Origin of the sequence: Pseudomonas vlassakiae, assembly GCF_014269035.2 — a bacterium.
GTDB lineage: Bacteria > Pseudomonadota > Gammaproteobacteria > Pseudomonadales > Pseudomonadaceae > Aquipseudomonas > Aquipseudomonas vlassakiae.
Window position 1 is genome coordinate 56,949 of the sequence record NZ_JABWRP020000006.1, and the last position, 24,396, is coordinate 81,344.

The 24,396-nt window shown below is 63.9% G+C and carries 28 protein-coding genes and 1 pseudogene; 17 read left to right on the plus strand and 12 right to left on the minus strand.

Annotated features, from left to right (window positions below; translation table 11 throughout):
• Positions 1-63: 63 nt before the first annotated feature.
• Positions 64-1,506 (minus strand): alanine/glycine:cation symporter family protein, encoded by a 1,443-nt coding sequence (locus HU738_RS09865; protein ID WP_176507004.1) that lies wholly within the window; start codon positions 1,504-1,506, stop codon positions 64-66.
• Between the two features lie 179 nt (positions 1,507-1,685).
• Between HU738_RS09865 and HU738_RS09870 the strand changes: the two genes are divergently transcribed.
• A complete protein-coding gene (locus HU738_RS09870) occupies positions 1,686-2,495 on the plus strand; it encodes a helix-turn-helix domain-containing protein (RefSeq protein WP_176507006.1) in 810 nt (269 codons plus the stop codon).
• A 5-nt stretch (positions 2,496-2,500) separates the two neighbouring features.
• On the opposite strand, the pseudogene HU738_RS09875 reads toward HU738_RS09870, so the two are convergent.
• A pseudogene (locus HU738_RS09875) lies at positions 2,501-3,298 on the minus strand (TSUP family transporter).
• 415 nt (positions 3,299-3,713) lie between these two features.
• On the opposite strand from HU738_RS09875, the gene HU738_RS09880 reads away from it, so the two are divergent.
• Entirely contained in the window at positions 3,714-4,598 is an 885-nt protein-coding gene (locus tag HU738_RS09880; RefSeq protein WP_176507009.1) for a sugar nucleotide-binding protein, read from the plus strand.
• Complete coding sequence (locus tag HU738_RS09885) at positions 4,591-5,523, plus strand: NAD-dependent epimerase/dehydratase family protein (protein WP_176507011.1); 933 nt, start codon at positions 4,591-4,593, stop codon at positions 5,521-5,523. Before HU738_RS09880 ends, HU738_RS09885 begins: the two co-directional genes overlap by 8 nt.
• 29 nt (positions 5,524-5,552) lie before the next feature.
• Here the strand turns inward: HU738_RS09885 and HU738_RS09890 are convergent, their stop codons facing one another.
• Entirely contained in the window at positions 5,553-5,996 is a 444-nt protein-coding gene (locus tag HU738_RS09890; protein ID WP_186603354.1) for a winged helix-turn-helix transcriptional regulator, read from the minus strand.
• Between the two features lie 102 nt (positions 5,997-6,098).
• On the opposite strand from HU738_RS09890, the gene HU738_RS09895 reads away from it, so the two are divergent.
• The gene (locus HU738_RS09895) at positions 6,099-7,292 is read left to right on the plus strand and encodes an MFS transporter (protein WP_186603355.1); all 1,194 of its coding nucleotides are present in this window, start codon (positions 6,099-6,101) and stop codon (positions 7,290-7,292) included.
• Here the strand turns inward: HU738_RS09895 and HU738_RS09900 are convergent.
• The 5 genes from HU738_RS09900 to HU738_RS09920 form a co-directional block, all read right to left on the minus strand.
• A complete protein-coding gene (locus HU738_RS09900) occupies positions 7,280-7,963 on the minus strand; it encodes an OmpW/AlkL family protein (RefSeq protein WP_054886541.1) in 684 nt (227 codons plus the stop codon). The two genes, HU738_RS09895 and HU738_RS09900, sit on opposite strands and share 13 nt — an antisense overlap.
• A gap of 109 nt (positions 7,964-8,072) precedes the next feature.
• Positions 8,073-8,588 carry a DUF3299 domain-containing protein gene (locus tag HU738_RS09905; protein WP_186603356.1) on the minus strand — a complete coding sequence of 172 codons (516 nt, stop codon included), beginning with the start codon at positions 8,586-8,588 and terminating at the stop codon, positions 8,073-8,075.
• An 8-nt stretch (positions 8,589-8,596) separates the two neighbouring features.
• The gene (locus tag HU738_RS09910) at positions 8,597-9,862 is read right to left on the minus strand and encodes an ABC transporter permease (protein ID WP_186603357.1); all 1,266 of its coding nucleotides are present in this window, start codon (positions 9,860-9,862) and stop codon (positions 8,597-8,599) included.
• A complete protein-coding gene (locus HU738_RS09915; RefSeq protein ID WP_176507018.1) occupies positions 9,862-10,572 on the minus strand; it encodes an ABC transporter ATP-binding protein in 711 nt (236 codons plus the stop codon). Before HU738_RS09915 ends, HU738_RS09910 begins: the two co-directional genes overlap by 1 nt.
• Before the next feature lies 1 nt (position 10,573).
• Positions 10,574-11,149, minus strand: coding sequence for a DUF2796 domain-containing protein (locus HU738_RS09920; protein ID WP_186603358.1), 576 nt, complete (start codon positions 11,147-11,149; stop codon positions 10,574-10,576).
• 131 nt (positions 11,150-11,280) lie between these two features.
• Between HU738_RS09920 and HU738_RS09925 the strand changes: the two genes are divergently transcribed.
• Positions 11,281-11,616 carry a hypothetical protein gene (locus tag HU738_RS09925; RefSeq protein WP_186603359.1) on the plus strand — a complete coding sequence of 112 codons (336 nt, stop codon included), beginning with the start codon at positions 11,281-11,283 and terminating at the stop codon, positions 11,614-11,616.
• 132 nt (positions 11,617-11,748) lie between these two features.
• Here the strand turns inward: HU738_RS09925 and trxA are convergent, their stop codons facing one another.
• Genes trxA through HU738_RS09940 form a run of 3 tightly spaced genes read right to left on the minus strand, consistent with a single transcriptional unit; the run spans position 11,749 to position 13,765 of the window.
• Positions 11,749-12,621 carry a thioredoxin gene (trxA, locus tag HU738_RS09930; protein WP_176507023.1) on the minus strand — a complete coding sequence of 291 codons (873 nt, stop codon included), beginning with the start codon at positions 12,619-12,621 and terminating at the stop codon, positions 11,749-11,751.
• A gap of 31 nt (positions 12,622-12,652) precedes the next feature.
• On the minus strand, positions 12,653-13,312 hold the full coding sequence (locus HU738_RS09935) for a class I SAM-dependent methyltransferase (RefSeq protein ID WP_186603360.1): 660 nt from the start codon (positions 13,310-13,312) through the stop codon (positions 12,653-12,655).
• Positions 13,313-13,765: a YbaY family lipoprotein gene (locus tag HU738_RS09940; RefSeq protein ID WP_186603362.1), complete on the minus strand. Its 453-nt coding sequence runs from the start codon at positions 13,763-13,765 to the stop codon at positions 13,313-13,315.
• Between the two features lie 106 nt (positions 13,766-13,871).
• Here HU738_RS09940 and nrdR point away from each other — a divergent pair, with 106 nt between their 5' ends.
• From nrdR to HU738_RS10000, 12 genes are all read left to right on the plus strand, one after another.
• Complete coding sequence (gene nrdR, locus HU738_RS09945) at positions 13,872-14,336, plus strand: transcriptional regulator NrdR (protein WP_054886565.1); 465 nt, start codon at positions 13,872-13,874, stop codon at positions 14,334-14,336.
• A gap of 2 nt (positions 14,337-14,338) precedes the next feature.
• Positions 14,339-15,469, plus strand: a complete 1,131-nt coding sequence (gene ribD / locus HU738_RS09950; protein ID WP_176507028.1) for a bifunctional diaminohydroxyphosphoribosylaminopyrimidine deaminase/5-amino-6-(5-phosphoribosylamino)uracil reductase RibD — start codon at positions 14,339-14,341, stop codon at positions 15,467-15,469.
• 42 nt (positions 15,470-15,511) lie between these two features.
• Positions 15,512-16,177, plus strand: a complete 666-nt coding sequence (locus HU738_RS09955; RefSeq protein WP_176507029.1) for a riboflavin synthase — start codon at positions 15,512-15,514, stop codon at positions 16,175-16,177.
• A gap of 18 nt (positions 16,178-16,195) precedes the next feature.
• Positions 16,196-17,287 (plus strand): bifunctional 3,4-dihydroxy-2-butanone-4-phosphate synthase/GTP cyclohydrolase II, encoded by a 1,092-nt coding sequence (gene ribBA / locus HU738_RS09960; protein WP_054886550.1) that lies wholly within the window; start codon positions 16,196-16,198, stop codon positions 17,285-17,287.
• Positions 17,288-17,378: 91 nt separating this feature from the next.
• Positions 17,379-17,855 carry a 6,7-dimethyl-8-ribityllumazine synthase gene (gene ribH / locus HU738_RS09965; protein WP_027917814.1) on the plus strand — a complete coding sequence of 159 codons (477 nt, stop codon included), beginning with the start codon at positions 17,379-17,381 and terminating at the stop codon, positions 17,853-17,855.
• A complete protein-coding gene (gene nusB / locus HU738_RS09970) occupies positions 17,852-18,352 on the plus strand; it encodes a transcription antitermination factor NusB (RefSeq protein WP_054886551.1) in 501 nt (166 codons plus the stop codon). The genes ribH and nusB overlap by 4 nt, the downstream gene beginning before the upstream one ends.
• Positions 18,353-18,370: 18 nt before the next feature.
• Entirely contained in the window at positions 18,371-19,339 is a 969-nt protein-coding gene (gene thiL, locus HU738_RS09975) for a thiamine-phosphate kinase (protein WP_186603364.1), read from the plus strand.
• The gene (locus HU738_RS09980; protein WP_054886553.1) at positions 19,336-19,839 is read left to right on the plus strand and encodes a phosphatidylglycerophosphatase A family protein; all 504 of its coding nucleotides are present in this window, start codon (positions 19,336-19,338) and stop codon (positions 19,837-19,839) included. Before thiL ends, HU738_RS09980 begins: the two co-directional genes overlap by 4 nt.
• 16 nt (positions 19,840-19,855) lie before the next feature.
• Positions 19,856-20,599, plus strand: a complete 744-nt coding sequence (locus HU738_RS09985) for a substrate-binding periplasmic protein (protein WP_186603365.1) — start codon at positions 19,856-19,858, stop codon at positions 20,597-20,599.
• Positions 20,600-20,721: 122 nt separating this feature from the next.
• Positions 20,722-21,339, plus strand: a complete 618-nt coding sequence (gene ribA / locus HU738_RS09990; RefSeq protein WP_054886555.1) for a GTP cyclohydrolase II — start codon at positions 20,722-20,724, stop codon at positions 21,337-21,339.
• Positions 21,336-21,755, plus strand: a complete 420-nt coding sequence (locus HU738_RS09995; protein ID WP_186603366.1) for an MFS transporter — start codon at positions 21,336-21,338, stop codon at positions 21,753-21,755. The genes ribA and HU738_RS09995 overlap by 4 nt, the downstream gene beginning before the upstream one ends.
• Complete coding sequence (locus HU738_RS10000) at positions 21,755-22,567, plus strand: cobalamin-binding protein (RefSeq protein WP_186603367.1); 813 nt, start codon at positions 21,755-21,757, stop codon at positions 22,565-22,567. Before HU738_RS09995 ends, HU738_RS10000 begins: the two co-directional genes overlap by 1 nt.
• Here the strand turns inward: HU738_RS10000 and HU738_RS10005 are convergent.
• Complete coding sequence (locus HU738_RS10005; protein WP_186603368.1) at positions 22,545-24,386, minus strand: TonB-dependent receptor plug domain-containing protein; 1,842 nt, start codon at positions 24,384-24,386, stop codon at positions 22,545-22,547. The two genes, HU738_RS10000 and HU738_RS10005, sit on opposite strands and share 23 nt — an antisense overlap.
• Positions 24,387-24,396 lie beyond the last annotated feature (10 nt).

The window sequence follows — 24,396 nt, forward strand, 5'->3', positions numbered from 1 at the left end:
CCGTAGCGGTGAGCGGAGGTGAAGCAGCCGCCCACGGACGGGGCGGCCAGGCAGGGGAGGATATCAGCGCTGCGTCTGAACTTGGCCAGCGGCCGCGTCAGTGGCGGTTTCCGCCTGCGGATTGGCAGGCCAGGCGTTACGGTCCAAATCCAGGTCGGCGAATTTCGACGAATCGAACACCGGCTGCTGGATACCAGCCTTGCGCTGTTCGTCGTAGTCGCGCATTACCCGCAGGCCGACTTTGAACAGCAGCGCCAGGGCCACCAGGTTGACGAAGGCCAGGCAGGTCATGGTGATGTCGGCGAAGGCGAATACGGTCGACAGGTCCTGCATCGAACCCCATACCACCAGCGCCAGCACCAGGGCGCGGAATACCAGCAGCACTACGCGGTTGCGGCTGAGGAACTGCAGGCTGTTTTCACCCAGGTAGTAGTTGTAGAGGATGCAGGTGAACACGAACAGCGACAGTGCCACGCTGACGAACAGGCGGCCCCAGTCACCGACCACGGCGGCCAGCGAGTTCTGGGTCAGGACGATGCCGTCACCTTCGAAGCCCGGGGTGTAGAAGCCCGACAGCAGGATCAGCAGCGCGGTGCAGGTGCAGATCACAAAGGTGTCGAGGAACACGCTGAACGCCTGGACCACGCCCTGGGCGCCCGGGTGTTTCACGGCCGCCACGGCAGCCACGTTTGGCGCACTGCCCAGGCCCGCTTCGTTGGCGAACACGCCACGCTTGACGCCCATGACGATGGCGCTGCCGAGCAGGCCACCGAACGCCGGGTCGAGGCCGAATGCGCTCTTGAAGATGGTTTCCAGCATGGCCGGCACGTGTTCGATCTGGGTGCCGATCACGTACAGGGTCACGCCGATGTAGGCCAGGGTCTTGACCGGTACCAGCAGGTCGGACACTGCGGCAATGCGCTTGATGCCACCGATGAAGGTGATGGCCAGCAGCACGGCAAGGACGATGCCGGTGTGCTTGGGGTCGAAGGCGAAGGCATTCTGCAGCGAGTGGGTCACGGTGTACGACTGCAGGCCGATGAAGGCGAAGCCATAGGTGACCAGCAGCAGGATCGAGAACACGATGGCCATGCTCTTGAGCTTCAGGCCGTGCTGGATGTAGTAGGCCGGGCCGCCACGGTACAAGCCGTCGCCGTCAGCGCGCTTGTAGACCTGGGCCAGGGTGCATTCGAAGAAACTGCTGGCCATGCCGACCAGGGCAGTGACCCACATCCAGAACACCGCGCCTGGGCCACCCAGGGTCACGGCGATACCGACACCGGCGATGTTACCGGCGCCAACGCGGCCGGCGAGGCTCAGCATCAGGGCCTGGAAGGAGCTCAGCTGGCCTGCCTGGCCACGCAGCGATTCCTTGAATACAGCAAACATGTGGCCGAAGTGGCGGAACTGGACGAACCGCGAACGGATGGTGAAGTAACCGCCGAGACCGACGATCAGCACGATGAGGAGTTTTCCCGAAAGGAAATCGTTAAGTGCTTCGAGCATTGGAAAATGACCTCGATTCTTATTCTTCGCATGGAATGAACAGCGGACGGCAGGCGTATCGCTATTCGTTGGCGCGCATGGTTGGCCATGACAAAGGTGGTTACAATTTCGCGGGTTGCTCTAATTTGGTGCGACTTGATGCTACACTGGCGTCAATCGCGTCACCCGAGCCTCTAAGCATGAGCGATCATTTCGCTACCAACCTCAAACTGGCCTGCAGCCATTACCGCTCTATCTCCGAAGTTTGCCGCCAGCTTTCGATAAACCGCGCGCAATTCAACAAGTACCTGAGCGGGCAGAGCCGTCCGACGGCTTACAACCTCAAGCGCATCGGTGATTTCTTCGGCGTTGAAGATTACGAGCTGAACTTGCCGCCTGAGCAGTTCAGCCGCCTGATCGGTGCGCGTGCGGCGACACCGGCCGAGCAGAGCGGTGACCCGATCAGCGAACTGTTCCGCCCGCTGCACGATCACGCGGGTAACCTGTCGCGTTATTGCGGCTACTACCTGGAATACTCCAACTGCATGTCCGTCCCGGGCACCATCCTGGTCTCGTTGGTGCACCTGTGGGAGGAGCGTGGCCGCTATCTGTTCGAGCGCCAGGAACGCCAGGAGCGCTCCAGTGCCACCGACCCCCATGCCGAGGTGCGTTGCCGCTACCTGGGGGCGGCGTTCCAGTTGCAGGACCGAATGTTCCTGGTCGACTACGAATCCTTGACCTTCAACGAGATGAGCCAGACCATCCTCATCCCCAGCTTCAAGAGCCGCATCACCCGCCTGAACGGCCTGAAGGCCGGGGTCTCCAGCGGCGACCGGCGCAACCCGGCCTGCACCCGGGTGGTGTGGGAGTATCTGGGGGAGGAGATCAACCGCATCAATGCCTATCGGCAGGTGAGGTTGTACCAGCCGGATGATCCACGGATCGATGACGATGTGCGTGAGCGGTTGAGTGTGGGGCCGTTGCGTAACAGCTTGTTTGAGATTGAGTGAAACATCTAGCGCAGCGCTGTGTAAGTGCGCAGCCATTCAGCTACCGGATGACCATCACCCAGCAACAACTTCACTGCCATCAGGCAACACACTGTGATCAGCAGTGGTTTGATCAGTTGCGGCCCGAAGTAGAGGGCGCAACGAGCGCCGAGTTAAGCGCCGAGGATGGCGCAGGCTGCCATGGCCAGCGCCAAAGGCCATATGATGGCCCCACCGAAGGCAAACACCGACAACGCTCCAAGGTTGCAAGATGCATTGAGCAGTTTGCTGCTGCAGATTGCCTGCATGAGAGGCTGCCCCAGCAGCAGTGTGAAGGCGACCATGAAGAATGAACCGGTACCCGGGCCAAAGATCCCGTCATAGAACCCAATGCCTGGAGCAACCACGAGCGTAAAGTAGAAATACGACAGCCGCCGCTTGCGGTCCTGATCTTCAAGCTTGGGGCTGAGTGCAAAGTAGGCAGCGACTGCTATCAGCAAGAACGGTGCAGTTGCTTCCAGGACCGCTCTGTCGAGCAAGCTGATCGACAAGGCCCCTGCCGCACCACCTGCGAATGACAGCAAAGCTATTGGCCAGTCTGTTCGCCATTGGATCATTCGCTTGCGGGCGAACGCCCAGACTGCTGAAGAACTGGCCGAGGAGGCCTGGAACTTGTTGGTAGCCATTGCTGCCAGCGGATCGACTCCAGCAATGAATAACGCCGGAAGCGTGAGTAAACCACCGCCGCCTGCGATGGCGTCGAAGAAGCCTGCCAGCAATGCAGTGGCGGCAAGGATCAACAAAGTTGAAGTTTCGATTTCCATACTTGGTTATCCAGCCTTGTCCGCGAATGACGAGTGGGTCTGATTGAAGCACCAGAGGCTCCGTGTGTGGTGCATATGCAAACAGCCGAACCAGAACTCCTGTGATCAAGAATGGTGTCCCGAGAATGCAAGCTGAAATGAGCAACATCGTTTAATGCTTCGCTATAGCTCCCTGTCATTGTTATGTCCTTGTCTGCAGGGATTCGGTGAAACTTTCGAAGATACGGAAGCTATTTAGGCAACTTTTTTTGATGTTGGATGCAGGACCTGGCCACTCGAAGGTGTAGGAACTTTCCTGCGAGGTGGTGGCTCCGAGGCGCATTAGTAGCAGCGCACCCTGGGGTTGGACTTCCCCGCCCGGAAACCGCAAAATGACTCCTTTCCTTCTATCAACCTGTTCGGATCTGCTGACTCTATGCGTATGCGCCTGATGCTGTTGGGTGGTGGCAATGCCCTTGGGCAAGCGCTGATTCGTCTCGGGGCCGAGGAGGACATCGCATTCCTGGCACCGCGCCCGCCGGAGAGCGGCTGGGCGCCAGCCAGCCTCACTCAGCTGCTTGACGATCATCGCCCCGATGCCTTGGTCAACCTGGCCTATTACTTCGACTGGTTCCAGGCCGAGTCGGTCAGCGACCAGCGCCTGGCCCAGCAGGAGCGGGCGGTAGAGCGGCTGGCGGAGTTGTGCCAGCACCACCAGATCACCCTGGTGCAGCCTTCCAGCTACCGGGTGTTCGACGGTTCGCGGGCCACGGCCTACAGCGAAAAGGACGAACCGGTCCCCCTGGGCCAGCGGGGCCAGGCCTTGTGGCGTATCGAGCAGAGCGTGCGTGCGGCGTGCCCGCAGCATGTGCTGCTGCGCTTCGGCTGGTTGCTGGACGAAAGCATTGACGGTGCCTTGGGCCGCTTCCTGACCCGCGCCGAGCAACCCCAGGAACTGCTGCTGGCCGATGACCGCCGCGGCAACCCGACACCGGTCGACGACGCCGCGCGGGTGATCCTGTCGGTGCTCAAGCAGCTCGATTGCAGCGCGCCGCTGTGGGGCACCTACCACTACGCCGGCAACGAGGCGACCACGCCGCTGGCACTGGGCCAGGCGATTCTCAGCGAGGCCGGGCAGTACCGTCAGCTGGCCGTGCAGGCCCCGACCGCGCAGGCTCATGCCGCACGGCCGGATGCCAGCGAGGAGCCGCAGCACGCGGTACTGGCCTGCAAGAAAATTCTTCACACCTTCGGCATCAAGCCGCGTGCCTGGCGCGCTGGCTTGCCGCCACTATTGGATCGATTCTACCGCCATGGCTGATGCCCCCATCCTGATCACCGGCGGTGCCGGCTTCATTGGCTCCCACCTGTGCGATGCGTTGCTGGCCAAGGGCTATGCCGTACGTATTCTCGACGACCTTTCCACCGGCAAGCGCGAAAACCTGCAACTGGGCAACCCGCGCCTCGAGCTGATCGAAGGTGATGTGGCAGACGCCGCGCTGGTTCAGCGTGCCGCCGCCGGTTGCCGGGCCGTGGTTCACCTGGCCGCGGTGGCGTCGGTGCAGGCCTCGGTCGAAGATCCGGTGAAGACCCACCAGAGCAACTTCATCGGCACGCTCAACGTCGCCGAGGCCATGCGCGTGCATGGCGTGCGCCGCGTGCTTTTTGCATCGAGCGCAGCGGTATATGGCAACAATGGCGAAGGCGAGTCGATTGCCGAGGACACGCCCAAGGCGCCGCTGACGCCCTATGCCGTGGACAAGCTGGCCAGCGAGCAGTACCTGGATTTCTACCGCCGCCAGCATGGCCTGGAACCGGTGATTTTCCGCTTCTTCAACATCTTCGGCCCGCGCCAGGACCCTTCCTCGCCGTATTCCGGGGTGATCAGCATCTTCAGCGAGCGGGCGGCCCAAGGCTTGCCGATCACTGTGTTCGGTGATGGCGAGCAGACCCGTGACTTCCTCTACGTCGGCGACCTGGTGCAGGTGATGGTGCAGGCGCTGGAGCAGCCGCAGGTGGAAGAGGGCGCGGTGAATGTCGGCCTGAACCAGGCGACTTCGCTGAACCAGATGCTCAAGGCGCTGGAGCAGGTGGTGGGCAGCTTGCCGGCGATCAGCTACGGCCAGGCGCGTTCGGGTGACATTCGCCATTCCCGGGCGGACAACCAGCGTTTGCTGGCGCGCTTCGACTTCCCGCAGCCGACCCCGATGGTCCAGGGCTTGGCCAAGCTGCTCGGCAAGGCCTGAGAGAGCCGGGGCCGCAGAGCGGCCCCAGCCTACGTATGCCGGACAACCTTGCGTAGGCAATCCTCCGCCGTGAGCAGCCGGCCATCTTCTGCTCGCACCTGCAGAATCCCGACTGGCCGCCCCTTGGCACTGTCCACCAGTTCAGACCGCGCTTCCCCCGGCTCGAACAGAAAGCGCTCCCCCCACTGGCGCAACCCCACCACGATCGGAAACACCGAGCGCCCTTTCTCGGTCAGCACATATTCCTTGTAGGCACTGCCATCCGACGCCGGCTGCAAAGCCAACAGCCCACTCTCCACCAGCCATTTCAGCCGTGACGCCAGGATGTTCTTCGCCAGCCCCAGGTTCTTCTGGAACTCGCTGAAACGGCGAAGGCCATCGAAGGCATCGCGCAGGATCATCAGCGCCCAGCGGTCACCCAGCACTTCCAGCGCCCGGGCCACGGGGCATTGAGCGTTCACTTCATCGAGCATGGCGGCACCTGCGTTGTTTATCTGGTTGCAGATTAAAACCACATTTGCTAAATATCCATCATGTGGTTTCAATTTGAAACCAGGCATGAAGGAGTCAGCCTGATGAATCGCTGGATAACCCTGTTGCTTGCCGCCACCTGTGCCATGGCCGTGGCCACGGTCTATTTCGCCCAACCTTTGCTCGATTCGATAGCCAGTGATCTGGGTGTGGCGCAGCAGCAGATCGGTTGGGTGGTCGGCGCAACGCAGGTGGGTTATGCCCTTGGGCTGATCCTGATCGTGCCCCTTGGCGACCTTGTCGAACGCAAGCGCCTGCTGCTGGGGCAGCTGCTGGTTGCAGCCCTGGCCCTGATCGGTGTCAGCCTGGCGCAGCAATGGCTGATTCTGCTGGCTGCTCTGGCCTTGGTCGGGCTTATGGCCGTCATGGTGCAAGTGATGGTCGCCCACGCCGCCACCCTGGCCACCCCGGCCAGTCAGGGGCAAGTGGTGGGCACGGTCACCAGCGGGGTGGTGCTGGGCATTCTGCTCGCGCGTCTGGTTTCCGGCGCACTCGCCGACCTGGCCGGATGGCGCAACGTGTACTTCGTGGCAGCAGCTGTGCTCACGCTGATGGCCGTGGTCCTCTGGCGCTGCCTGCCAGCCAGCCGGGTACCCGGGCAACGGCCAGGCTACCGGCAAGTGCTCGGTTCGTTGTTCACCTTGTACCGGCACGACAGCTTGCTGCGTCGGCGCGGCTTGTTCGGTTTGTTGATCTTCGCTGCCTTCAGTGTGCTGTGGAGTGCCATGGTGCTGCCCCTGAGTGCACCACCCAGGGCGCTCAGCCATACCGAGATCGGCCTCTTCGGCCTGGCAGGTATCGCCGGCACCCTGGCAGCGTCGAGGGCCGGGCGGCTGGCTGATCTAGGGCAGGGCGAGCGCACCACTGGCCTGGCGCTGGCCTTGTTGACGCTGTCATGGCTGCCGACAGCCTTTCTCGGGCAATCGCTGACGGCGTTCGTGCTGGGTGTGCTGATGCTGGATTTCGCCGTGCAGGCGGTGCATGTCACCAACCAGAGCCTGTTGCTGGCGGGGCGTGGCGCGATGGCCAGCCGCTTGATCGGCGCTTACATGTGTTGCTACTCGGTCGGCAGCGGTTCAGGGGCGGTGCTGGCGAGCTGGGTGTATGCGCGCTGGGGCTGGACGGCGGTATGCGGGCTGGGGATGGTGATCAGTGCGCTGGCGCTGGGGTACTGGGCGTGGGGGCAACGAAGAAGGGCGACCGAAGCCGCCCTGCCGTGTTCAGGTCAGAATTTGTAGCCAAGGCCGACCATGTACACCCATGGGTCGACATCGACGTCGACCTTGGTCTTGCTGTAGCCCAATGCGGTTGGGCCGTTGACGCTGGCTTTGGTGTCGATGTCGACGTACCAGACCGAGGCGTTCACCAGCAGGTTGTCGGTGATCATGTAGTCCATGCCCAACTGGCCGGCGATACCGACCGAATCCTGCAGCTTGAGGTTGCTGAAGCCCTGCTGCTTGCGTTCACTGGTCAGGTCTTCGTCGAAGAACAGGGTGTAGTTGATGCCGACGCCGGCATAGGGCTGGAACTTGGAGTTAGGCTCCATCGGGTAGTACTGCACGGACAGGGTCGGTGGCAGCTGCTTGATGTCGGCCAGTTTACCGTCCAGCCCACCGCCCAGGCCCTTGACGCCTACGCTGTGCTTGAACGGGGTGGCGGCCAGCAGCTCCAGGCCGATGTGGTCGGTGAGCATGTAGGCGAAAGTCAGGCCCAGCTGGGTGTCACTGTCCAGGGTCGCCTTGGTGCCCGACACCTTGTTGCCGTCGAATTTCAGGTCGCCGCTGCTCTCGTTCGGTGCGGTGGTGATGGCACCGGCGCGGACGATGACATCACCCGCCTGGTGGGCGTGGGCAACAGGGGCGGCGAGCGCAAGGGCCACAAGCGAGGCGCCGAGCAAGGACTTGTTCATGGAAGCTCCCAAAGGACGTGAGTAATCGAGTAGTCCAATGGTACGGAGCTGGCTAAACGGAATGTTTGACCCAGCTCAAAGAAGCGTCGTCATGAATCCGACACAGTTCTCACTTGAGAACATAAGCGTATATTTTCTCCGCTTCCATCTGGTATCCGGCGTCGGCCAATTCGCTGCTGGAGGCTCTAACCTGCATCTTTCCCTCGATCCAGTAGGGCTGATAGAGGTCCTCCACGCGCACACCCATTTCGCTGAAAATGTGCACGATCTGGTTCGACGGTGGGGGAGGCACATGGATGCAGGCGCCGTAGTAAGGCACCAGCAAGAATTCCGTGGTGCGGCCTTCTTCACTCACCTCCAGCGGGACGATGTAGCCCGGGATCTTCACCTGCTGGCCATCGAGGCTTTTCACCACCGGGGCGTCGGGCGCCTGCTGGCGTGCCGGCGGGGCCGATTCGGCTGATAGCGCATTGCTCAGCTGCGACATGTCGTGCAGCGGTGCCAGTTGTGGCGGGATGACGGGTGCGCCTTCGGGGATCAGCGCAGGCCAGTCCAGTTCGCGCACCTCGTCCGCCCACACAGGGGCGGCGAGGAACAGGATCGATAACAGCAGTACGCGGAGCATGATGCCTCTCACAGATGAATGGACAGGCCATCGGCCAGCGACTGCCGATAGGCGCGCCAGGCCGGCACGCTGCCCATCAGCAGCGCTGCGCCAAGTATGATAGCCAGCAGCGTCCATTCATGTGCGCTGGGCAAGGCGAGTGGCAGGTACAGGCCGTAGTTGGCCTGGACGTAGCCCTGGGCCAGCGCGATGCCCGCATACAGCAACCCAAGCCCCGCCGCGATACCCGTCACCGCCAGCGCCAGCGCTTCGAGCACCAGCAGCCCGGCGATATGCCACGGCCGTGCGCCCACCGAGCGCAGGATCGCCATTTCCCGGCGGCGTTCGTTGAGGCTGGTGAGAATCGCCGTGAGCATGCCGATCAGGCCGGTCAGCACCACGAACAACGAGACCACGAACAACGCCTGCTCGGCAGTGCCCATCAGGCTCCACAGCTCCTGCAAGGCCACCCCGGGCAGGATCGCCAGCAACGGTTCGCTGCGGTACTCGTTGATCTCGCGCTGCAGGCTGAAGGTGGCGATCTTGTTGTTGAGCCCGAGCATGAAGGCGGTGATGGCTGCTGGCTGCAGGTCCATGGTTCGCGCCTGTTCGGCACTGATACGCCCGGCACCACGAGCCGGCACGCCGTTGTGCCAGTCGATGTGGATGGCCTCCATGCCGCCGAGGCTGATGTGCAGGGTGCGGTCGACCGGCGTGCCGGTGCGCTTGAGCACGCCGACCACGGTGAACGGCTTGTCGTCATGCTTGACCAGGCTGATCGCGGCGACACCGTGCGCCAATACCAGCTTGTCACCGAGCTTGTAGTGCAGCGCGTCGGCCACTTCCGCGCCGAGTACCACTTCGAACGGGTCGCTGGCGAATTCACGGCCCTGGCTCAGCTCCAGGTGCTGCTTGCGGCCGTACTGGTAATGGCTGAAGTAATCGGTGGTGGTACCCATCACCCGATAGCCACGGTGCGAATCACCCAGCGAGATAGGGATTGCCCACTTGACCCGTGGGTCCTGGGCGTAGTGCTGGAAGCTGTCCCAGCGGATGTTGTTGGTGGCGTTGCCGATGCGGAACACCGAGTACAGCAGCAGGTTCACCGACCCCGAGCGGGCACCGACGATCAGGTCGGTGCCGCTGATGGTGCTGGCGAAGCTGGCGCGCGCTTCGGTGCGCACCCGTTCGACCGCCAGCAGCAGGCATACCGACAGGGCGATGGCGAAGGCGGTGAGGAAGGCGGTGAAGCGGCGGTTGGCCAGGCTGGCCAGGGCAAGGCGGAGCAGGTACATCAGGCCTCCCGGGGCTTGGCGGCGCGGTTGAGTTCGGCCAGGGACAGGTGACGGTCGAACAGCGGTGCCAGGCTCTGGTCATGGCTGACGAACAGCAGGCTGGAACCGGCCGCGCGGCATTCGTCGAACAGCAGGCGGATGAAGGCCTCACGGGTGTCGGCATCCAGTGCCGAGGTCGGCTCGTCGGCGATCACCAGTTCCGGCTGGCCGATCAGTGCGCGAGCAGCCGCAACGCGCTGCTGCTGGCCGATCGACAGGCTGTCGGCACGCCGTGCGAGCAGTGCCGGGTCACCCAGGCCCAGGTGCGCGAGCAGCTCGCTGGCGGCCTGGTCGACGCTGCCGTGGCGCTGAATGGCTCGTTCGGCGCGGCTGCGCGAAAAGCGGCAGGGCAGCTCGACATTCTCGCGCACCGAGAGGAACGGCAGCAGGTTGAACTGCTGGAAGATGTAGCCGGTGTGGTCGACCCGGAAGCGGTCACGCGCGCCCTGGCCGAGCACGGCGAGGTCCTGCCCGAGCAACTGGATGCGCCCCTGTCCCGGCCGGTTGACCCCGCCGAGCAGGCCCAGCAGGGTGGTCTTGCCACTGCCGCTGGGGCCTTTGAGGAACAGTGCTTCGCCGGCTTCCAGGCGGAATGCCGGGATATCCAGCAGTGGCGCCTGGCCAGGCCAGGCGAACACCAGGCCTTGCAGATCAATCAACGCCTGGCGCATTTCAGAATGCGACCACGGCCTTGGCGGGCGAAGTCTCGACGCCTTTCTGGCCGTTCGGGCCGATCAGTTGCACGTTGATCTTCTGGGTGGCCGGGAAGGCCTTGTACAGCGGGGCAAGGTCGATCTGGGCCAGTTTTTCCGGGGTGGCGCAGGTCAGTTGGTAGTGGGCATTGATGTCGCTGTGCACGTGGCCTTTCTCATGCTCGTCACCGTCGTCGTCAGCTTTGGCTGCGTCGCCGAACAGTGGGCTTTCCAGCTCTTGCTGGTCTTCCTTGCAGCCGGCGGCCGAGGCCAGAGCGAACAGCTTCAGCGGCTGTTCGAGCTGCTGGCGCACGGCGGCGACCTTGGCCTTGTCAGCATCGCTGCTCGCCATGTGCTCGAAACCGACCAGGTTCATTGCCGGGCTGTCCAGCTCCAGCTCCAGGGTGTTGCCATCGAGCACGGCATTGAGCTTGGCCACGCCATGCTCGTGGGCGGCGAGAGTGCCGTGGGCGTGATCATGGTCGTGATCGTCGTGGGCATGGGCCACGGCCAGGGGCAGCAGGGCGAAGGGCAGGGCGAGCAGCAGACGACGCATGGACGACTCCGGGGGCGGGCTGGAATATTCGGTTATGTTATAACAACTTTTCTTCGCGCCGCCAGCCTGAGTGGCGCAGGTTTCATGTTGCGGTAGCATGGCGGCATTGACCTGAGCTCAAGGAACGCATCGTGAGAATTCGTGGACAGATTGGTGACTGGCCGGTGGACCTGACCATCGAGCTGGAGCCGCAGGAGTGGGCGCAGTTGGGGCGGCAGATCGAGGTGCCGGCGGTTCAGCCGGTAGCCACGGCAGCGGCAACGCGCCAGGACGATGGGCAATGGAATGCGGCGCGTGAGGTGTTGCGCCTGGCAGGGCGGATGAACGGGCCGGAATTGCTCGACCGGCTGGAAGGGCTGGCCGGCAGTACGGTGGCGGGCAAGCGGCTGCTGGTGCGCTTGCGGCACAGCAGTGAGGTGAAGGTAGAGAGTGGCGTGGATGCGCCGGTGTATCACTGGGTAGGGTGAGGTTACCCATGCGGGCATCCTCGCGGGTAAACCCGCTTCCACAGCTACTGCACAGCGCTCAAGTGCTGCGCGATCCCTGTAGGAGCGGGTTTACCCGCGAACGAGGGCGAAGCCCTCGCAAAGATTGGCAGGTCAGAACATGGCCGAAGACAGCCGGCGGCGGTAAACACCTACCAGCGGGTGATCACTGCCCAGCAGTTCGAACACCTGCAGCATCGCCTTCTGCGGCAACCCGTTCTCATAGCCACGATTGCGCTGGAACAGCTTCAGCAACCCGTCCAGCGCCGCTTCATACTGCTGACGCGCCAGCTGCTGAACGCTCAGCTGGTAAGCCGCCTCATCATCCTGCGGGTTCTGCGCCAGGCGGCTCTTCAGGTCGGCAACTTCCGGCAGGCTGGCGGCCTGGCGCAGGAAGGTCAGCTGGGCCTTGGCGCCGGCCAGTGCCGCCTTGTGCTCGTCGGTCTTGACCGCATCCAGCACCACTTGGGCCTCGCCCAGTTCGCCACGTTCGGCCAGGCAACGGGCATAGAAGATCAGCGCTTCAGCATTGCTGTTGTCTTCACCCAGCAGTGCCTTCAGCGCAGCCTCGGCCTCGGCGAAGCGGCTTTCGCTGAACAGTACCTTGGCCTGCTCCAGCGGCGAAGCGGTTGGGGCGGGCGGCAATTGCACATGCGGCTCGAGCATGGCACGGATCGCCGACTCCGGCTGCGCACCGGCAAAGCCGTCAACCGGCTGGCCATCCTTGAACAGCACCACGGTCGGCAGGCTGCGGATGCCGAATTGGGCGACTACCTGCTGTTCGACGTCGCAGTTGATCTTGGCCAGCAGCAGTTCGCCCTGGTAACCCTCGGCGATCTTTGCCAGCAGCGGCATCAGCGCCTTGCATGGCGCGCACCACTCGGCCCAGAAGTCCACCAGCACCGGCTTGTGGAAGGAGTTCTCGATCACCAGTTGCTGGAAGGTGGCATCGGTGGCATCGAAGATATAGGGGGTGTCCTGGCTCATCGCGACTCTCGCAAATCCGTGAATGGCACCACTATAAAGGCTCGCGGCTGGCGTGGTACAGGCTGACCCGGCGGAATTCGTGCGGTTCGGCCAGGTCTGGCAGGGTCAGGGCTTCCAGCACGCCAAGCTGCTGGTACAGCGGGTGACTGAAATCACGGACACGTGAGTCGGCCACCAGTGCCTGGCGGCCACGGCCAAGGAAGGCATCGAGCAGCGGCAGGTTGGCGCGGTCATAGAGCACGTCGGCGACCAGGATCAGGTCGAAGCGGTCGGCTTCGGCGAAGAAATCGCTGCTATAGCCCAGCTCGACATGGTTGAGCATGGCGTTGGCACGGCAGGCTTCCAAGGCCAGCGGGTCAAGGTCACAAGCGACCACTTCCAGCGCCCCGGCCCGGGCTGCCGCGATCCCGGCAATGCCGGAGCCGGCACCGAAGTCCAGCACGCGCTTGCCGGCGACCCACTCGGGGTGCGCCGCCAGGTAGCGGGCCATGGCCAGGCCGCTGGCCCAGCAGAAGCTCCAGTACGGTGGTTCTTCGAGGATGCGCCGGGTTTCTTCGCTGCTGAAGGCGCGGTCCATGTTCTGATCATCGATCAGCCACAGCTTCAGCGCACACTCAGGCAGATGGCTGACGACCAGCCGCGCTTCACCGATCAGGCCGCTGAGGGCCTGTTGCAGGGCAAGCGGCGCCACTTACGGCATCTTCTCGAAACGCAGCGGGCCGGTGGCCTGGGTCTGGGCCTGGAGGATCCGCACGGGGGACAGATGCATGATCAACTGGCCGGAACTGCTGGCGCGGCCGCGCAGCTCGACGCGGGCGCCGGCCGGGAAGGCCTCGGGGTTGAAACGCAGGTGATAGGGCAGGGCCTGGCCGGTGCCGGTCAGGTTGCTGCTGGCCAACAGCTGTTGCGGGCGGTCGCGGTCGTCGATGACCAGCAGCGCCAGCTCCACGTCGGCGCCGGCGGGGATTTCCAGCAAGGTGCCGCTCAATTCACGCTGATAGGCCGGCAGCGGCCCAAGCGGTTCGGCGTTTTTCGCCACCTTGGCCGCTGCTGGTGCGGGGGCTGCTTCAGGCTTGGGGCGGTCACTGCCGCAGGCGGCGAGCAGGGAAGCGCAGCACAGCACGACGAGCGCACGAAAATGCATGGGTGGGGTCCTTCACGGGCAGAATTGTATGGATGTTAACCCCTTTGGCTTGTCTTGCCAGTGCAATGCGCTACCATGGCCCTCCCTTTTTTTGTTGCCTGCCACCATGCACTGTCCCTTTTGCGGTGCCAACGACACCAAGGTCATCGACTCGCGTCTGGTCGCCGAGGGCGAACAGGTGCGCCGCCGCCGCGAATGCGTCGCCTGCGGCGAGCGCTTCACCACCTTCGAAACCGCCGAGCTGGTGCTGCCCCGGCTGATCAAGCAGGACGGCACGCGCCAGCCTTTCGATGAAGAGAAGCTGCGTGCCGGCATGCAGCGAGCGCTGGAGAAGCGCCCGGTCAGCATCGAGCGCCTGGAAGCGGCGCTGGCGCATATCAAGAGCCGCCTGCGCGCCACCGGCGAGCGCGAGGTCAAGTCCCTGGTGGTAGGCGAAATGGTCATGGCCGAGCTGCGCAAGCTCGACGAAGTGGCCTATATCCGCTTTGCCTCGGTGTACCGGCGCTTCCAGGACCTCGACGAATTCCGCGAAGAAATCGACCGCCTGGCCCGCGAGCCGGCTAAAGAGTGAGCATGCCCAGCCAGACCGCGATCCTCGACGCCCATTACATGGCCCGCGCGCTGGAGCTGGCGCGCAAGGGTGTGTACACCACCCACCCCAACCCGCGAGTGGGTTGCGTGATCGTCCGCGATGGCGAGGTGGTCGGTGAAGGCTGGCACGTGCGTGCCGGCGAGCCGCATGCCGAAGTGCATGCCCTGCGTCAGGCCGGCGAACGGGCCCGTGGCGCCTGCGCCTACGTGACCCTGGAGCCGTGCAGCCACCATGGCCGCACGCCGCCGTGCGCCGAGGCGCTGGTCAAGGCCGGCGTAGCCCGGGTGGTCGCGGCCATGCAGGACCCCAATCCGCAAGTCGCAGGGCAAGGCCTGCGGCGCCTGGCAGAAGCCGGCATCATCGTGGCCAGCGGCGTGCTCGAAGCCGAAGCCCGCGCCCTCAACCCTGGCTTCCTCAAACGCATGGAACACGGCCTGCCATTCGTCCGCGCCAAGCTGGCCATGAGCCTGGATGGCCGCACCGCCATGGCCAGCGGCGAAAGCCAGTGGATCACCGGGCCGGCTGCCCGCTCGGCAGTGCAGCGCCTGCGCGCCCGTTCCAGCGTGGTGCTGACCAGTGCGGCCAGCGTGCTGGCCGATAACGCGCGGATGACCGTGCGGGGCAGCGAACTGGGGCTGGACGCCGAAACCACCGCCCTGGCACTGAGCCGCACGCCGTTGCGCGTTTTGGTCGACGGCCGGCTGCGTTTGCCGCTGGACGCGCCGTTCTTCCAGGCCGGCCCGGCGCTGGTGGTCACTGCCGTCGCAGATGACGTGCGCTATGCCGCTGCCGGCCATGAGCTGCTCAGCCTGCCGGGCGACAATGGCCAGGTAGACTTGCCGGCGCTGCTACAGGCGCTGGCCGCCCGCGGCGTCAATGAGATCCTCCTGGAGGCCGGTGCCAGCCTGGTCGGCGCCTTTGCCCAGCGGGGCCTGATCGACGAATACCAGCTGTTCGTCGCCGGCACGTTCCTCGGTTCCCAGGCCCGGCCGTTGCTGGACTGGCCGCTGCAGAAGATGAGCCAGGCACCACGGCTGAAAATCACCGAAATGCGCGCAGTGGGCGATGACTGGCGGGTCACGGCCATCCCTCTGCCGGCGCCCGGCGTATAATGCCGGGCTTGCCCCGCGCGACCCGTTTCTGAGGAAGTCCCCATGTTCACCGGCATCATCGAATCCATCGGCACCATCCGCAGCCTGACCCCCAAGGGCGGTGACGTGCGCGTCTACGTCGAAACCGGCAAGCTCGACCTGGGTGACGTCAAGCTCGGCGACAGCATCGCCGTCAATGGCGTGTGCCTGACCGCCGTCGAACTGCCGGGCAACGGGTTCTGGGCCGACGTCAGTGTCGAGACCCTCAAGCGCACCGCGTTCATCGACCTCAAGAGCGGCAGCAAGGTCAACCTGGAAAAAGCCCTGACCCCGACCACCCGCCTGGGCGGCCACCTGGTCAGCGGCCACGTCGACGGCGTCGGCGAAATCATCTCGCGCAGCGATAGCGCCCGCGCCATCCAGTTCCGGGTGCGTGCGCCCAGGGAGCTGGCCAAGTACATCGCCCACAAGGGTTCGATCACCGTCGACGGCACCAGCCTGACGGTCAACGAGGTCAATGGCGCCGAATTCGAGCTGACCATTGTCCCGCACACCCTGTCCGAAACCATCATGGCCGACTACCGAGCAGGGCGTCGGGTCAACCTTGAGGTCGACTTGCTGGCCCGTTACCTGGAGCGTCTGCTGCTGGGCGACAAGGCTGCCGAACCGAGCAAGGGCAGTGGCATCACCGAAAGCTTCCTGGCCGCCAACGGCTTCTTGAAATCCTGATTGAGAAGGGGGTGCCGAGTGGCGCTCAACAGCATCGAAGAACTGGTCGAAGACATCCGCCAGGGCAAAATGGTCATCCTCATGGATGACGAAGACCGCGAGAACGAAGGCGACATCATCATGGCGGCCGAGTGCTGCCTGCCTGAGCACATCAACTTCATGGCCAAGCACGCCCGCGGCCTGATCTGCATGCCGATGACCCGCGAGCGCTGCGAAACCCTGAAACTGCCGCTGATGGCGCCGCGCAACGGTTCAGGCTTCGGCACCAAGTTCACCGTGTCGATCGAAGCCGCCGAAGGCGTCACCACCGGCATCTCCGCTGCTGACCGCGCACGTACCGTGCAGGCGGCCGCTGCCAAGGACGCCAAGGCCGAAGACATCGTCAGCCCAGGCCACATCTTCCCGCTGATGGCCCAGCCAGGTGGCACCCTGGCCCGCGCCGGCCATACCGAAGCGGCTTGCGACCTGGCGCGCATGGCCGGCTTCGAGCCGAGCGGCGTGATCTGCGAAGTGATGAACGACGATGGCACCATGTCGCGTCGCGCCGAACTGGAAGTGTTCGCCGCTGAACACGGCCTGAAGATCGGCACCATCGCCGACCTGATCCATTACCGCATGATCCACGAACGCACCGTGCAGCGCGTCTCCGAGCAGCCGATCGAGAGCGAGCTGGGCGAGTTCAACCTGGTCACCTACCGTGACTCGGTGGAAGGCGACGTGCACATGGCCCTGACCCTGGGGAACATCTGCGCCGAAGAGCCGACCCTGGTGCGCGTGCACAACATGGACCCACTGCGCGACCTGCTGCTGGTCAAGCAGCCTGGCCGCTGGAGCCTGCGCGCGGCCATGGCCGCCGTGGCCGAGGCGGGCAGCGGCGTGGTGCTGCTGCTGGGCCACCCGCTGGACGGTGACGTGCTGCTGGCGCACATCCGCGAAAGTGCGGGTGATGCACCGACCAAGGCGCCGACTACTTACAGCACCGTCGGTGCCGGTTCGCAGATCCTGCGCGACCTTGGCGTGCGCAAGATGCGCCTGATGAGTTCGCCGATGAAGTTCAATGCGATATCCGGATTCGATCTGGAAGTTGTAGAATACGTGCCCTCCGAGTGACTTGAGGCGGCATTGACGCCCAGAGCTCGAGTCCAGACCCCTGTCGAGGCCGCTTGCAAGCGGCCTCGCTCTTGAAGATGAGAATATCGGAATGACCCTGAAGACCATCGAAGGTACCTTCATCGCCCCCAAAGGTCGCTATGCTTTGGTGGTTGGCCGCTTCAACAGCTTCGTTGTCGAAAGCCTGGTGAGCGGCGCTGTTGATACCCTGGTACGCCACGGTGTCAGCGAAAGCGACATCACCATCATCCGTGCCCCGGGCGCCTTCGAAATCCCGCTGGTGGCACAGAAAGTCGCCCAGCAAGGCGAATACGACGCGATCATCGCCCTGGGCGCCGTGATCCGTGGCGGTACCCCGCACTTCGAATACGTGGCGGGCGAATGCACCAAGGGCCTGGCCCAGGTGTCCATGGAGTTCGGCGTACCGGTGGCCTTCGGCGTTCTGACCGTCGACTCCATCGAACAAGCCATCGAACGCTCCGGCACCAAGGCTGGCAACAAAGGCGGTGAAGCTGCCCTGTCCGCTCTGGAAATGGTCAGCCTGCTGGCGCAGTTGGAGGCCAAGTGATTAGCGACGAAAGCGATCGTTTCAACCCGCGCGATCCAAAACCTGCGGATGCCGGCAAGCCCTCGAAAAGCGCCAAGCGCCGCGAAGCCCGCAAGCTCGCGACCCAGGCCCTGTATCAGTGGCACATGGCCCAGCATTCGCTGAACGAGATCGAAGCGCAGTTCCGGGTCGATAACGATTTTACCGATGTCGACGGTGCCTATTTCCGCGAGATCCTCCACGGGGTCCCGGCGATCAAGGGCGAAATCGACAAGGCGCTGGTGCCATGCATGGCCATCGCCCTGGAAGAGCTCGACCCGGTCGAGCTGGCAGTGCTGCGCCTGTCCACCTGGGAACTGATCAAGCGCGTCGACGTACCGTACCGCGTGGTGATCAACGAAGGCGTGGAACTGGCCAAGGTCTTCGGCGCCACCGATGGCCACAAGTTCGTCAACGGTGTGCTGGACAAGCTCGCCCCGGCCCTGCGTGAAGCAGAAGTCAAGGCGAACAAGCGCTGATCCTGGCGCTGCCTGCCCATGGGTGAGTTCGAGCTGATCAACCATTACTTCGCCGCCGCGCCTTGTGCGCAGGGCGGCGAGGGCGTGGCCCTGGGTATCGGCGACGACTGTGCCCTGCTGGACCTTCCACCCGGTGAACAACTGGCGGTGTCGACCGACACCCTGGTCGCCGGGGTGCATTTCCCTGCTGTCTGCGATCCGCTGCTGCTTGGCCAGCGCTCGTTGGCTGTGGCGGCCAGTGACCTGGCAGCCATGGGCGCGACCGCGATCGGCTTTACCCTCGCCCTGACCCTGCCTGATGTCGGCGCCGACTGGCTGGCGGCCTATGCCGACGGCCTCAGCCGCATGGCCCAGCGTTGCCGCATGAGCCTGATCGGCGGTGACACCACCCGTGGTCCGCTGAGCATCACCATCACCGTGTTCGGCCGCGTGCCGGCCGGGCAGGCGTTGCGCCGCAACGGCGCACGGCCGGGCGACCTGCTTTGTGTCGGCGGTTTGCTGGGCAATGCCGCAGGGGCATTGCCGCTGGTACTGGGTGAGCGCGAGGCAGCGGCCGAACTGGGCAAACCACTGCTCGACCACTACTGGTCACCGATGCCTCAGCTCCACCTTGGCCAACGCTTGCGTGGCCGGGCTACCGCGGCGCTGGATATTTCCGATGGCCTGCTCGCTGACTGTGGGCATATCGCCAAGGCATCCGGGGTCGCACTCGAGGTGAACCTGGCCCAGGTGCCAGTGTCTGCTGCTCTGGAAGCCTTCCTTGGCCACGATGCGGCTCGGCAGGCAGCGTTGACCGGCGGCGACGACTACGTACTGGTTTTCACCCTGCCGCCTGCCGCGCTCGCTCCGCTGGCCGACCTCGATCTTGCCGAGGTGCACGTCATCGGCCGCGTACTCGAAGGCCAGGGTGTGACCCTGCGCGACCCGCAGGGCCAGGACATCACCCCGGTTGAACGGGGCTATCAACACTTTAGGGAGACACCGTGACCGACCACCCCAACCAGGTGCCTGCGGAGTTCGTTCCGCCATCGGTCTGGCGCAACCCGTGGCACTTCATCGCTTTCGGCTTCGGCTCCGGCACCCTGCCCAAGGCGCCTGGCACCTGGGGCTCGATGGTAGCGATCCCGTTCATCCCGCTGTGGCAGATGCTGCCTGACTGGGGCTACTGGCTGTTGCTGGGCGTGACCATGCTGTTCGGCTTCTGGCTGTGCGGCAAGGTCGCCAACGACTTGCGTGTGCACGACCATGAAGGCATTGTCTGGGACGAAATGGTCGGCATGTGGATCACCCTGTGGCTGGTGCCGGAAGGGTGGCAGTGGCTTCTCGCGGGGTTCCTGATGTTCCGCTTCTTCGACATCCTCAAGCCATGGCCGATTCGCTGGATCGATCGCCATGTGCACGGGGGTGTCGGGATCATGCTCGACGATATCCTGGCCGGTGTATTTGCCTGGCTGGGCATGCAGATTCTGGTGTGGGCGGTGGGCTGAAGCAGGGAGCGTTTCGATGGCCATAAGGACTGTGCTGCTGGCAATGATGCTGTGCTTCGCCCCCTGGGCGGTGGCGGCCGATGCATTACCCAAGCAGATTCATCTGGTCAGCGAAGAGTGGATCGACTACACCAATGCCGATGGCAGCGGTATGGCCTGGGATGTGTTGCGCAAGGTGTTCGAGCCTGCAGGGGTCAAGGTGTTGACCCAGAGTGCGCCGTACAGCCGTGCGGTTGGCCTGGTCAAACGTGGCGAGGCGGACGCCTGGGTCGGGTCTTACAAGGAAGAAATCGACGACAACCTGTACCCGCGCTGGCATTTCGACATGGACCACATCTATGCCCTGGGCCTGGCCAGCAAGCCGGTGCCGACCTTGGCCACTGTCGGCCGTTACCGCCTGGCCTGGGTGCGCGGCTATGACTACGGCAGTTACCTGCCCAACGCGCACAACTTCCGCGAAATCCAGCGCCGCGAAGGCATCCTGCCGATGCTCGAGCACGGGCGGGTGGATTTCTACATCGATGCGCAGACCGAAGTCGATTATGTGCTCGGGCAGACCTCGCAGCCGGAGCGTTTTCGCAGCACCCATGTGGCCGAACTGCCCTTGTACCTGGCGTTTGCCAAGACCGAACACGCCAAGGCGTTGCGCGACCTGTTCGATAAACGTATGGCCGAGCTGGTGCACAGCGGCGAGCTGAAGCCGATCTTCGAGCACTGGAAGCAACCCTATCCCTTCACTGCGGACAGTAAACCGCAGTAGGTCCGTATGACTAAGCATCGAACTTTTCGATCTTAAGCCACGGTATTCAACGAGCGCACACGCAGCGACCTGCTGATACAATCGGCTCACGAGAAATTTCCTACTTAATCCAGGAGCACAACGTGCCCGTCGTCTTTGTTGCCGCCTCGAAACTCCCGACTCCCTTTGCGATCTTCACCATGCATGGCTTCCTCGACGAAGCCACAGGCCGTGAGCACGTCGTGCTCAGCCTGGGTGATATCGCCGACGGCGAGCCGGTGCTGGGGCGCCTGCACTCCGAGTGCCTGACCGGCGATGCCCTGTTCAGCCAGCGCTGCGACTGCGGTTCGCAGCTGGAAGCCGCGCTGCAGGCGATCGCCCGGGAAGGCCGTGGCGTGCTGCTGTACCTGCGTCAGGAAGGCCGCGGCATCGGCCTTCTGAACAAGATCCGTGCCTATGAGCTGCAGGATGGTGGTGCCGACACCGTCGAGGCCAACGAGCGCCTGGGCTTTGCCGCGGACCAGCGCGACTACGCCATGTGCCTGCCGATGCTGGAGCACCTGGGTGTGAAATCGCTGCGCCTGATGACCAACAACCCGCGCAAGGTCAAAGCGCTGACCGACATGGGTATCAAGGTCGCCGAGCGCGTGCCGCTGCACACCGGGCACAACCCGCACAACCGTTACTACCTGGCGACCAAGGCCGGCAAGCTTGGCCACATGCTCGGTAATGAACACCAGGGCGAGGCGCCCCAGGCGTGACCCGGAGTGAGGTCAAGCGGCGCCTGGCGCTGGCCTGGTGGCAATACCTGGCAGTCGGCCTGGTGCCGCTGCCAGTGATGGCCTGGGCCTTTGGCGGTGGTGATGCTTTGATTCCGGTGCTGGCGATGCCCCTGTTCATCGCCGGCGCCGCAACCATGTTCCTCAGCCTGCCGCGCTTTGGCGCCTACAAGCGGGCACTGATCGCCACCTCCAAGGTGCTGGGCACGGCTGAAGAGCCGGCCGCCTGGATCGCCCTGGCGCGAGTGCGGCGCATGGCCATGCTGTTCGCCTGCTTCCCGGCCTGGGTTGCTGCGCTGTCCGTGCTGGTCGGGTTGGAGGCAGTGCCGCAGATTCTTCTGGCGCTGTCGACCGTGGTGCTGCTTTACCTCTACCGTATTCCGCGTCAGCTGGGCTGATGCGCGTCCTGCTCTGGCTGATGGCGCTGCTCGCCCTTGCCGCAAGGGCAGACGAGCCTTTGCGCGTGGTCAGCCTTGCGCCGTCGATGAGCGAAATCATGCTCGAATTGCACGCCGATGACCTGCTGGTGGGGGTGCTCGATGGCGGCGAGCGGCCGCCAGCCTTGCAGCGGCTGCCTTCGGTCGGCCGCCAGGGCCAGCTGGACGTGGAAACCCTGCTCAGCCTCAAGCCCGACCTGCTACTGCTCTGGCCCGGCAGCGTGGCGCCGGCCCAGCGCGACCAGCTCAAGCGCCTGGGCATTGCCACTTACAGCGCCGAACCCCGCGACCTGAACCAGCTGCTCGACCAGCTCGAGGCCATTGCCATGCGCATCGGGCGGGGTGGGCAAGGCCGGCCCTACGTGCAAGCCCTGCGCGCGCGCCTGCAGCAACTGCGCCAGCAATACCGGCGCGAGCAACCACTGCGGGTGTTCTACCAGGTATGGGACCGGCCGCTGTACACACTGGGCGGACGGCAGGTGGTCAGCGATGCCCTGGCAGTGTGTGGGGCGCGCAATGTCTTTGCCGATCTGGACCAGCCGGCACCGCAGGTGAATGTCGAGTCGGTACTGATCCGCGACCCACAAGTGATCCTGGCGGGTGACGAGGCGCAGCTGGCGAGCTGGAAGGCCTGGCCACGGCTGAGCGCGGTGGCAGGCAAGGGCTTGCTGGTCGTGCCGGACAAGGGCCTGGAGCGGCCCAGCGGGCAAATGATCGAGGCTACTGCCCGCCTGTGCGCGTTGCTGGCGGCTAGTGTGCCGGCGTCCAGGTGACGCTGAACAGCGCGGTGCGGCCTTCTTCGCGGTAGCCGTAATTGTTACCCAGGTAGCTGTAATAGGTGCGGCTGTACTGTCGGTCCAATAAGTTATCCAGTTTCAAATCGAATTTCAGTTCTTGGCTTGCAGCCCAGCTGCCACGGAGGCCGATGACGCCGTAGCCACCGATTGGGTCGGTATTAGCTTCGTCGTTGTAGCTGCTGCTGGCGGCCTGCCAACTAGCCCCTAGGCTGAAACGGTCGAACTGACGGTCGATATCAAGGCTCAAGGTGCGTCTGGCCCGTCGAGAAAGGGTGTGGCCGTTTTCGCGGTTGCGTGGATCGATCAGTGCCATGCCCAGTCGCGACATCCAACCGTTCCACTCCTGGCTCAGCGCTACTTCAACGCCGTTGATTCGGGCGGAGCCGACGTTCTCAGGCTGATCGCTGTATTCGATCGCGTCACGCAGATCTGTGCGATAAAGCGATGTTTCCAACCTGCTGCTTTCGCTCAACTGGCTGCGCCACTGCAGCTCGTAGCTTTTCGAGTGTTCAGGCTTCAAATCCGGGTTGTTGTAACCGGGGAAGTACAAGTCGTTGAAAGTGGGGGCGCGGAAACCTTCGCTGTACGACAGCAGTACATCGTTGGCCTGGTTGAGCGGTACAGTCAGGCTGCCGCTCCAAGTGGTCTGTCCGCCGAACTGCTGGTTCTTGTCGTGGCGCAGGCCAAGTTCGGTGGAGAAATGCTCCCCACGGAAGCGATGCTGGGCGAATACCGCGCGATTCCAGCGGCTGTCTTCGGTGAAATCGGTGCTCGCGTGGACGCGGTCTTCATACCAGTCGCCGCCGAGCATCAAACTGTTGCTGTCGTCCAGTGTGAGGGTGTTCTGCCAGGTTGCCTGGTCACGGTATGTCGTGAACGGAAAGCTTGAATGGCTGATTTTGTCTCGGCTTTCATCGCGATTCTCACTGTGGGCCAGCTCGAGGCGAGTGTTCCATTGCTCGGCTACTTGCGCATCCAGATAACTGCCTAGGCTGCTGACAGCGAAGTTCGAATAGGGTTCTTGTGGGCTGGATCCTCGTGGTTCGTCGTACTCGTGTCGCCCGCGGCTGTCGAGCAGGTTCAGGCCGGCTTCGAAGCGCTCGCCAAAGGTATGGCTCAGGCTCAGGTTGAGCGACTTGTTGCGGTAGGCGTCGTGGTCGCCGTCACTGGCGAACGACGGACCCGTCGAGTCGATACCCGCTGTTTCATCCAGGCTGGCGCCGAGATTGAAGCGGGTGGCATCGTCACCGCCAGACAGCCCGAGGCTGCGCTGGAACGTCTGGTTGCTGCCCGCAGCTAGGCGCAGGCGGGGTTGCAGGCCGGCACCGCTGCTGCGGCGGGTGAAGATCTGGATCACCCCGCCAATGGCATCGCTGCCATACACGGCCGAGCGCGAACCGCGCAGCACTTCGACGCGTTCGATCTGGTCGACATCAAGAAACTGCAGGCCGCTGTCGCCGGAGGTGGCATTGGCGATACGCACGCCATCGACCAGCACCAGGCTCTGGGCGGCCTTGGTGCCGCGGATGAAGATGCCAGGCAGGCTGCCGCGGCCTCCGGTGGGCGCGACTTGCACGCCCGGCACACGGGTGAGCAGGTCGGTGACGCTGCTGGGTTGCAGGCGGTCGATGTCGGCGCGGGTGAAGACGGTATTGGCGGCGCTGGTGGCGCTGCGCGATTCGACCTGGCGGTTGGCGCTGATCAGGATGTCGGGGAGCTTGAGGGCGTCGTCGCGTTCAGCAGCCAGAAGGGGCAGAGGGAGGCAGAGCAGCGGTGCAAAGGTCGGGATTCTCATGGGCAACACA

What these genes read in the sequence shown, in the direction of transcription:
- HU738_RS09920 (WP_186603358.1), bottom strand. Translation starts at nt 11,149, where the DNA reads ATGCGTCGTCTGCTGCTCGCCCTGCCCTTCGCCCTGCTGCCCCTGGCC.
- HU738_RS10005 (WP_186603368.1), bottom strand. Translation starts at nt 24,386, where the DNA reads ATGAGAATCCCGACCTTTGCACCGCTGCTCTGCCTCCCTCTGCCCCTT.
- HU738_RS09915 (WP_176507018.1), bottom strand. Translation starts at nt 10,572, where the DNA reads ATGCGCCAGGCGTTGATTGATCTGCAAGGCCTGGTGTTCGCCTGGCCT.
- HU738_RS09895 (WP_186603355.1), top strand. Translation starts at nt 6,099, where the DNA reads ATGAATCGCTGGATAACCCTGTTGCTTGCCGCCACCTGTGCCATGGCC.
- ribH (WP_027917814.1), top strand. Translation starts at nt 17,379, where the DNA reads ATGACCCTGAAGACCATCGAAGGTACCTTCATCGCCCCCAAAGGTCGC.
- HU738_RS09870 (WP_176507006.1), top strand. Translation starts at nt 1,686, where the DNA reads ATGAGCGATCATTTCGCTACCAACCTCAAACTGGCCTGCAGCCATTAC.
- HU738_RS09880 (WP_176507009.1), top strand. Translation starts at nt 3,714, where the DNA reads ATGCGTATGCGCCTGATGCTGTTGGGTGGTGGCAATGCCCTTGGGCAA.
- trxA (WP_176507023.1), bottom strand. Translation starts at nt 12,621, where the DNA reads ATGAGCCAGGACACCCCCTATATCTTCGATGCCACCGATGCCACCTTC.
- thiL (WP_186603364.1), top strand. Translation starts at nt 18,371, where the DNA reads ATGGGTGAGTTCGAGCTGATCAACCATTACTTCGCCGCCGCGCCTTGT.
- HU738_RS09985 (WP_186603365.1), top strand. Translation starts at nt 19,856, where the DNA reads ATGGCCATAAGGACTGTGCTGCTGGCAATGATGCTGTGCTTCGCCCCC.
- HU738_RS09885 (WP_176507011.1), top strand. Translation starts at nt 4,591, where the DNA reads ATGGCTGATGCCCCCATCCTGATCACCGGCGGTGCCGGCTTCATTGGC.
- HU738_RS09955 (WP_176507029.1), top strand. Translation starts at nt 15,512, where the DNA reads ATGTTCACCGGCATCATCGAATCCATCGGCACCATCCGCAGCCTGACC.
- HU738_RS10000 (WP_186603367.1), top strand. Translation starts at nt 21,755, where the DNA reads ATGCGCGTCCTGCTCTGGCTGATGGCGCTGCTCGCCCTTGCCGCAAGG.
- HU738_RS09905 (WP_186603356.1), bottom strand. Translation starts at nt 8,588, where the DNA reads ATGCTCCGCGTACTGCTGTTATCGATCCTGTTCCTCGCCGCCCCTGTG.
- ribD (WP_176507028.1), top strand. Translation starts at nt 14,339, where the DNA reads ATGCCCAGCCAGACCGCGATCCTCGACGCCCATTACATGGCCCGCGCG.
- HU738_RS09940 (WP_186603362.1), bottom strand. Translation starts at nt 13,765, where the DNA reads ATGCATTTTCGTGCGCTCGTCGTGCTGTGCTGCGCTTCCCTGCTCGCC.
- nrdR (WP_054886565.1), top strand. Translation starts at nt 13,872, where the DNA reads ATGCACTGTCCCTTTTGCGGTGCCAACGACACCAAGGTCATCGACTCG.
- HU738_RS09910 (WP_186603357.1), bottom strand. Translation starts at nt 9,862, where the DNA reads ATGTACCTGCTCCGCCTTGCCCTGGCCAGCCTGGCCAACCGCCGCTTC.
- HU738_RS09865 (WP_176507004.1), bottom strand. Translation starts at nt 1,506, where the DNA reads ATGCTCGAAGCACTTAACGATTTCCTTTCGGGAAAACTCCTCATCGTG.
- HU738_RS09900 (WP_054886541.1), bottom strand. Translation starts at nt 7,963, where the DNA reads ATGAACAAGTCCTTGCTCGGCGCCTCGCTTGTGGCCCTTGCGCTCGCC.
- HU738_RS09890 (WP_186603354.1), bottom strand. Translation starts at nt 5,996, where the DNA reads ATGCTCGATGAAGTGAACGCTCAATGCCCCGTGGCCCGGGCGCTGGAA.